Annotated in this window: 7 protein-coding genes and 1 tRNA gene; 5 read left to right on the top strand and 3 right to left on the bottom strand. The window is 53.8% G+C overall.

Annotated features, from left to right (window positions below):
- Positions 1–3: 3 nt before the first annotated feature.
- The 3 genes from AC1D1Z_RS32190 (at position 4) to AC1D1Z_RS32180 (ending at position 2,911) form a co-directional block, all read left to right on the top strand.
- A complete protein-coding gene (locus AC1D1Z_RS32190) occupies positions 4–963 on the top strand; it encodes an NAD(P)H-dependent flavin oxidoreductase (protein WP_131647358.1) in 960 nt (319 codons plus the stop codon).
- 110 nt (positions 964–1,073) lie between these two features.
- Positions 1,074–1,149, top strand: a tRNA-Thr gene (locus AC1D1Z_RS32185).
- A 64-nt stretch (positions 1,150–1,213) separates the two neighbouring features.
- A complete protein-coding gene (locus tag AC1D1Z_RS32180) occupies positions 1,214–2,911 on the top strand; it encodes a tyrosine-type recombinase/integrase (RefSeq protein WP_477852897.1) in 1,698 nt (565 codons plus the stop codon).
- On the opposite strand, the gene AC1D1Z_RS32175 is transcribed toward AC1D1Z_RS32180, so the two are convergent.
- Complete coding sequence (locus AC1D1Z_RS32175) at positions 2,856–3,098, bottom strand: helix-turn-helix domain-containing protein (protein WP_477852895.1); 243 nt, start codon at positions 3,096–3,098, stop codon at positions 2,856–2,858. The genes AC1D1Z_RS32180 and AC1D1Z_RS32175 overlap by 56 nt on opposite strands.
- A gap of 95 nt (positions 3,099–3,193) precedes the next feature.
- On the opposite strand from AC1D1Z_RS32175, the gene AC1D1Z_RS32170 reads away from it, so the two are divergent.
- Both AC1D1Z_RS32170 and AC1D1Z_RS32165 read left to right on the top strand, forming a co-directional pair.
- The gene (locus AC1D1Z_RS32170; protein WP_477852893.1) at positions 3,194–3,985 is read left to right on the top strand and encodes a hypothetical protein; all 792 of its coding nucleotides are present in this window, start codon (positions 3,194–3,196) and stop codon (positions 3,983–3,985) included.
- A gap of 4 nt (positions 3,986–3,989) precedes the next feature.
- Positions 3,990–4,433, top strand: a complete 444-nt coding sequence (locus tag AC1D1Z_RS32165; RefSeq protein ID WP_477852891.1) for a thermonuclease family protein — start codon at positions 3,990–3,992, stop codon at positions 4,431–4,433.
- A gap of 903 nt (positions 4,434–5,336) precedes the next feature.
- Here AC1D1Z_RS32165 and AC1D1Z_RS32160 read toward each other — a convergent pair.
- A complete protein-coding gene (locus AC1D1Z_RS32160; RefSeq protein WP_477852889.1) occupies positions 5,337–5,894 on the bottom strand; it encodes a recombinase family protein in 558 nt (185 codons plus the stop codon).
- Between the two features lie 386 nt (positions 5,895–6,280).
- The coding region (locus AC1D1Z_RS32155) for a hypothetical protein (protein WP_477852887.1) at positions 6,281–6,670 on the bottom strand (390 nt) is incomplete at its 5' end.

Below are 6,670 nucleotides of genomic sequence, written 5' to 3'. Positions count from 1 at the left end.
ACCATGGCCCTGCCCCCGATCCTCAAGGACAGATTGAGACTGCCGGTCATCGGCTCGCCGCTGTTCATCATCTCGCATCCGACGCTGACGCTGGCGCAATGCAAGGCCGGTGTCATCGGGGCGTTTCCGGCGCTGAACGCCCGGCCGGAAAGCCAGCTCGACGAATGGCTGGCGGAGATTACAGAGGAGCTTGCCCGCCACGACGCCGCCCATCCCGAGCGGCCGGCCGCTCCCTTTGCCGTCAACCAGATCGTGCATATGTCGAACAAGCGGCTGGAGCACGACCTCTCACTCTGCGTCAAATACAAGGTGCCGATCGTCATCTCCTCGCTCGGCGCCGTGCCCGAAGTGAACGCCGCGGTGCATTCCTATGGCGGCATCGTGCTGCACGACATTATCAACAACCGCCACGCCCATTCGGCCATCCGCAAGGGGGCTGACGGGCTGATTGCGGTCGCCGCCGGCGCCGGCGGCCATGCCGGCACGCTTTCGCCGTTCGCGCTCGTCCAGGAAATCCGCGAATGGTTCGAGGGGCCGCTGCTGCTGGCCGGTGCGATCGCCACCGGCGGCGCCATCCTTGCCGCAGAAGCGATGGGCGCCGACATGGCCTATATCGGCTCGCCCTTCATCGCCACCGAAGAGGCGCGCGCCGCGGACGCCTACAAGCAGGCGATCGTCGAAGGCGCTGCCAGCGATATCGTCTATTCCAACTATTTCACCGGCGTGCACGGCAACTACCTCAAGCCCTCGATCGTCGCTGCCGGCATGGACCCGGACAATCTGCCCTTAGCCGATGTCTCGAAGATGGATTTCGAACAGGCTGTCGGCGGCGCCAAGGCCTGGAAGGACATATGGGGCAGCGGCCAGGGCATCAGTGCGATCAAGGCGGTCGAGCCGGTGGCCAAACTCGTCGACCGGCTGGAGGCCGAATACAGGGCGGCACGCGCCCGGCTGGCGCTCTGAGGCGCCCTCCCCTCTTTTTTGCCAAAGCCGTGACAGGGCGCTTGAAATCTTCCAACAATGGCTGTATCAGCGCCATGCAAATCGCGGGCCGCATGCTTCGGCCGCGAGGGGCCGCTTTAGCTCAGGTGGTAGAGCACATCATTCGTAATGATGGGGTCGYAGGTTCGAGTCCTGCAAGCGGCACCATTTCCTTTTAAATCAAAGACTTGCTACCGGCTTCCACAGGTGGGACATTCCGGTGAGGCATTTCTTGTTCGTTCCCACATACCTTCTCAAGTCGCGGCACGGCCTATTCTACTTCCGTTGGCCACTACCGAAGCAGCTCCATCCGCATCGTAAAGCCGAAACGATCAAGCTCTCCCTACAGACGCGTGACCCGAATAAGGCATTGCGCTTGTCTCGCTCTTTGATCCAGATAGGCGAACGATTGAACGACCATGGAATTGCGTACGGGATGCGATACGACGAACTACACGGCTTGCTGAAAAGGCATTTCCGCGAACTTCTCGACAAGGTTAGAAACGAGATAGATGTCCAAGGCCGTTTGAATGAAAAGACGAGACAGGATTACGAGCTACGGCTTGCGACGACCGAGCGGGAAATAGCGGAAGGTCGGCCCCTGTCCTTTGATACCGGTTACCAAACCCTGCTCGCAGGTTTCATGGCCCAGTACAGTGTACCTTTCTCGAATGCAGACGAACAATACGGTTGGCTAGAACGAGATTTCAAAAAGGCTGTCCGCAGCTTTTTGAAAGCGGCACTCGATCACGATGCATCCTACGATCAATTTGACCTAAGCGCGCCGGTTGACCGCACCATATCTGCTGCGGAGCCGCAGTCCAGACCGTCGCCTGCCCCATTGGAACAGCCTAGTAGCACAGGCATAACGATAGAAGAACTCGCCAAGCGGTTCATCATGGAGCGAACCCGGGGTGGCAACTGGGTAGCGACTACAGTAAGCGGCAAGGAGGAATATCTTGGCCTGCTAACCGAGCTGTTCGGTGCTAACCGGGACATTGCTACGCTGACCCAGCAGGACGTGACAACCGTTAAGGACACGCTGTTTTCCCTCCCTAAGCATCGCCACAAAAAGCAGGCGACTATAGGAAAGCCGTTGGCGGAAGTACTGATCATGACAAATCTGCCCCGTCTGTCGGTGCCCTCGATCAACAAGTACCTACAGACCTACAATGACTTTTTTGGCTACGCCCACCAACACGGCCATATCAAACAAAACCTATTCGCAGCCGTTGCTATCAAACAGAACCGTCAGCGGTTGCAGGCAAAGACGCGCGAAGGGTTCACACCAGAGCAAGTACGAACCATTTTGGACGCCATAGTGGATGGTGGCCTTGTGCATGCGCGTAAACCACATCAAAAATGGGGACCGCTGATTGGCTTATATACGGGCGCAAGGCTGAACGAGATCGCGCAGATCGATCTTACAGACATCAAGCAAGAGGATGACGTCTGGTTTTTCGACCTGAATGATGAAGGCGATGAGAAGAAGCTGAAAACCTTGTCCGCAAAGCGCAGGGTTCCAGTACATAAAGATCTGGTCGCGCTCGGTTTCTTGGATTACGTACAGACATTGCGCCAGCGTGGCGTATCAAAACTGTTTCACGATCTTAGCACTTCCGTTGAACACGGGCGCGGTCGAGCTATCGGCCGTTGGTTCAACGAGACCCTGCTTCCATCCCTTGGCATCAAAACGAAGCTACTAGTATTCCACAGCCTGAGGCATACGGTCATCACTGAGCTGGTAAACGCGAAAGTTGACGGACCTCTTATCAAAGCCCTTGTGGGACACAGCCAACAGGGCGTGACGTACCAGAGTTATTTCGGCGGGCATACCCTGCAATTGCTCAACGAAGCAATACAAAAACTCGACTTCAGCCGGAAACCTGCTGTAGTCGATCAAGCAGAGCATGCACGTCTAGCTCAATGATGTCCGCCAGGGCGAGAAGCTCCAGCAAATCGACCCGCCGTTCACCGCTTTCGATATTGGCGATGAACGGTTGGTGGCGTCCCAATGCCTTGGCTACTTGCGCCTGAGACAAGCCTTTAGCACGGCGCCGCTCTGCAATCGCCGCTACCAGCACCTCTTGCCTCTTTGAGTGCAGCGTTTTCGCCATGCTCGGTTGACTGTCCCTTCAACCGTGCGGTAATCCGAATTTCGGATTATCCAAAAATCGGATATTTGATCCGGGTTGGGCGCAGGGGCAGGCACTTGGAAATCATCATCATCGGGTTGCTGGCATTCGCCGGGTACAAGTTTTTTCGGCATACCACGAGCGCAGGCAAAGAGACTGTTCGGGCTTACGTCTACCTCGAAGCCTTGAAGACTAGCGGATCGCAACAAGGTGCAAACCAGGATGCTGATACGATCATGCGCGACCTTGCTTCCGATCAGATGAGGAATGTCGCCCTTATGGCCAAGCATCAGTTGCAGACCGTGCATGGCGGCAAGCAGCTTCCAGTTATCGGCTATGCATATCGTCGCGGCATGAGACCAGCGATGCCCGCTTGGTATCGGAACATGGCTCTGTCAGCGCCGCAGACTGTCGCACTGGATGCCACCTATGGCGGTGGTACGCCCGCTCCCAAAGCTGACGAGGCGCAAGCCAACAGGCAACCAAGCGTGGGTGACAACTACAACTCTTTCTACCAGGGCTTCGCGGACGAGGTTCACCGGCTTTCAGGTAGGAGCGGCAGTGAACTGAACGTTATAGACTTCATGGGAGACGAGCCGCTGCAACGAGCATATCGTGACAGAGTTGACCCCCTCGTTCTCGCTGCCTCGTTTTGTCACAAGCACGGCCTGACTACGGAACGCTACCAGACCTACGATAGCTATTATGCTGCCTTCAAGGACGAGCTTAGACGTTTTGCCGCCGATACAGCGCAGTTTCGCGGTTGGCTTGAGAGCGCCGATCCGGCCCGGATCAACAGCAGCTTCGAACGGGGCGTTCATCCCCGGCTTGCTGCAGATGGGTATTTCCAGTTCGTGACCCAGCATTGACGGTATGAGTGTCATCACCGGCATGAGCCTTGCGGTCTGGCTAGTCGTACCGCTTGGCGTCGTATTCTCTGTCACTTGTCCGGCTGTAGCCGATATAGTGCAACCGGCCTACCAGCGATGCGGGACCGGCCCACGAGTTAATTGCATCGTGGACGGTGATACGCTCTGGAACGATGGTGTCAAAATCCGTATTGCCGACATCGACACACCGGAAATCAGTCAGCCCCATTGTGCAGCCGAAAAGGCGCTAGGCGAACGGGCAACTGTAAGGCTCATGGAACTGGTCAATGACGGCCCCTTGCACATATTGGCATGGAGAAACCGGGACAAAGACAGGAACGGGCGCGAGCTCCGAGTACTGGTGCGGGGTGGCCGATCCCTTGGTGACATTCTTGTGTCGGAAGGTTTGGCCCGGACATGGACCGGGCGCAGGCAACCGTGGCGCTGATGGCATTAGATACAGGCGGGGCAGACAGATGTTAAAAACAACGCTACTTACCAGTTCGGCGCACAGGAATATTGAACGATACCAAAATCTTAGATCAATTTTAGCGATGCCGAAAATTCCCACATTTGCCCGCAGGGAGGCATATTGTCGTCGCAGCACCATTGCCCTACTCCGACCACAGTTTGCGCTCTGGCGGGCCTCTACGGCCCAAAGAGACAGCATCGCAAAGCAAAACATCCAATCGAACTTTGAAATTGACAATCTCGGTCCGAAGACCTCGATTACATACTAAGACTTGGCGGTACTTCGTATGCCGCACATCAGTCTTGTATTGCCAATTAATATTCAAGTCTTACACGTTACCTACCATAGCCGGATCGCACTCAATCGTGGTCCTGTTCAAATTCCGAGCACTCGTATTTCATCCAGCCGGGAGCTGGTACGTTATATCAGTAGTCTTGACCATGAACCGGGCATGGCAGCGCAACCGACATGACTTGGATGCACAAGTTCGTAGATATGATCTGTATTTCATTGAAAATGAATAGATATTAATATCATCTAGTGTCGACATTGTCTTCTATCCGGTATTTATATCTATATGTATTCAATTGTTATAATCAATGTATTAAGCTGTTCCGCAGACACATATATCTATGGCATAGCATAGCATCTATATATTGATATACAATACACTATATCTACATTGATGAGCTATGTATCATCATATATTATGTATATGTACCTAGTGCCTACTATGGCGTTATCTTCCTGATTGTATTATGTACATACAACTGTATCTAACTGTTCATATATACATTCGTATATCTGCTTATACCGATGCACCATTAGTTATTCCTAAAAGGGTCCGGAACCAAAAAAACCAATTGAACGCTTAGTAACTCATTGTTTTTCAATTATTTTTTGAACAGTCGCCTTTGAGAAGCCAATTTCCTCGGCCACCTTGCGAATGCTCACGCCCTTCTCTCGTAAACCAAAGACCCTAGTGCGAACTTCCTCGGTCACAAGAGCCGGCCTACCGCCTGCACGGCCCTCGGCTTTGGCTCTGGCAATTCCTTCCATTTGCCGCTCCTTGCGGATGTCGGTTTCAAACTCAGCGATCAAAGCCAGTACGCCCATCACAAGCTTGCCGGTTCGGCTGCTGGTATCGATTGCGGTGTCGTCCAGCACCTTGAAGGAGATCCCGCGCTTATCAATGTCGCTTACGATTTTGTAGAGATCTGCCGTGGACCGGGCCAATCGATCAAGCTTAGTCACAAGCAGCGTATCCCCATCCCGCAAATAGCGCAGGCATTCAGCCAATGCCGGACGCTCACCGTCAAGGCCGGATCGCTTCTCAGTAAAAACCTTCGTAGCTCCGGCTGCTTCCAGCCTCGCAACCTGACTGGAGTGGTCCTGCTGGCTAGTTGACACCCGCGCATAGCCGACAACTGCACCCATAATTCGTACTCCTATCTCTTAGACTGATGTGTACGAACCATTAGTGTACTCTATCTGTACGGTCAAGAGTGTTGTGCCGAAAAGGTATACGTTTATGTACGCTCGGCTGTAAGGGTGGCTTGGTTAGCCGTACCGCTGTCCGTAGGGATTACGCCCGCTGAATGCAGTGCAAGGAGAAGATCGCCCGGTTTTGTGGACAGTAAAGCACAGCACCATTGCCAGTAGGCGCGACGGTGTGCCGTTGCGGACTAAAACCCGTGCCCGCACCCTTTGGCTATTCAGTCATTGCGAGGGCAAGCTAGCAGGACTATTTTTACGCTAACGAAAGGTCGCCTGAGCCATCCTGATCAAAGGAAAAACGTAGCTCGGATAGATCGAACGCCGGCTCAGGAAATACCGCTGTCGATTCGAGCACAAATTTCGTTGTCGAACGGCAGCAACAAACGTTCAATTATTACAATATTCTGCTCAAGTGCAGCTCGAGGTAACTTTTGCTTTATTCTGAAACTATGAGCGAAACCGCCTCGCATGCCTCCAAAACCATTAAGTTTTTGCGAGAGTACATGATCGAAACTATGCATCCGAATCCCAAGAGGTAGAAAAATGGCATCCTGGTCTTTCGTCTTGATGCCGTGTACCGCTGTAAGCTCGTCCTCGTGCTTATTTATAGCTTGATCGCAGAGCCGAGCAAAAAACTGGCTTACCGTATGAGGTCCTATGTTGGCTAAATCGTTGCCTTGAGGAAGGCTGTAGTACGCCTCTACGCTAAGCAGCGG

The organism is Rhizobium sp. P1_E1 (assembly GCF_056406015.1).
Note: the sequence above shows the minus strand (reverse complement) of the source record. Positions and strands in the feature narration are given on the sequence as shown.

Bases quoted from the DNA above. Each gene is read 5' to 3' on its own strand.
- AC1D1Z_RS32160 (WP_477852889.1), bottom strand. From the start codon at position 5,894: ATGGGTGCAGTTGTCGGCTATGCGCGGGTGTCAACTAGCCAGCAGGAC.
- AC1D1Z_RS32190 (WP_131647358.1), top strand. From the start codon at position 4: ATGGCCCTGCCCCCGATCCTCAAGGACAGATTGAGACTGCCGGTCATC.
- AC1D1Z_RS32165 (WP_477852891.1), top strand. From the start codon at position 3,990: ATGAGTGTCATCACCGGCATGAGCCTTGCGGTCTGGCTAGTCGTACCG.
- AC1D1Z_RS32175 (WP_477852895.1), bottom strand. From the start codon at position 3,098: ATGGCGAAAACGCTGCACTCAAAGAGGCAAGAGGTGCTGGTAGCGGCG.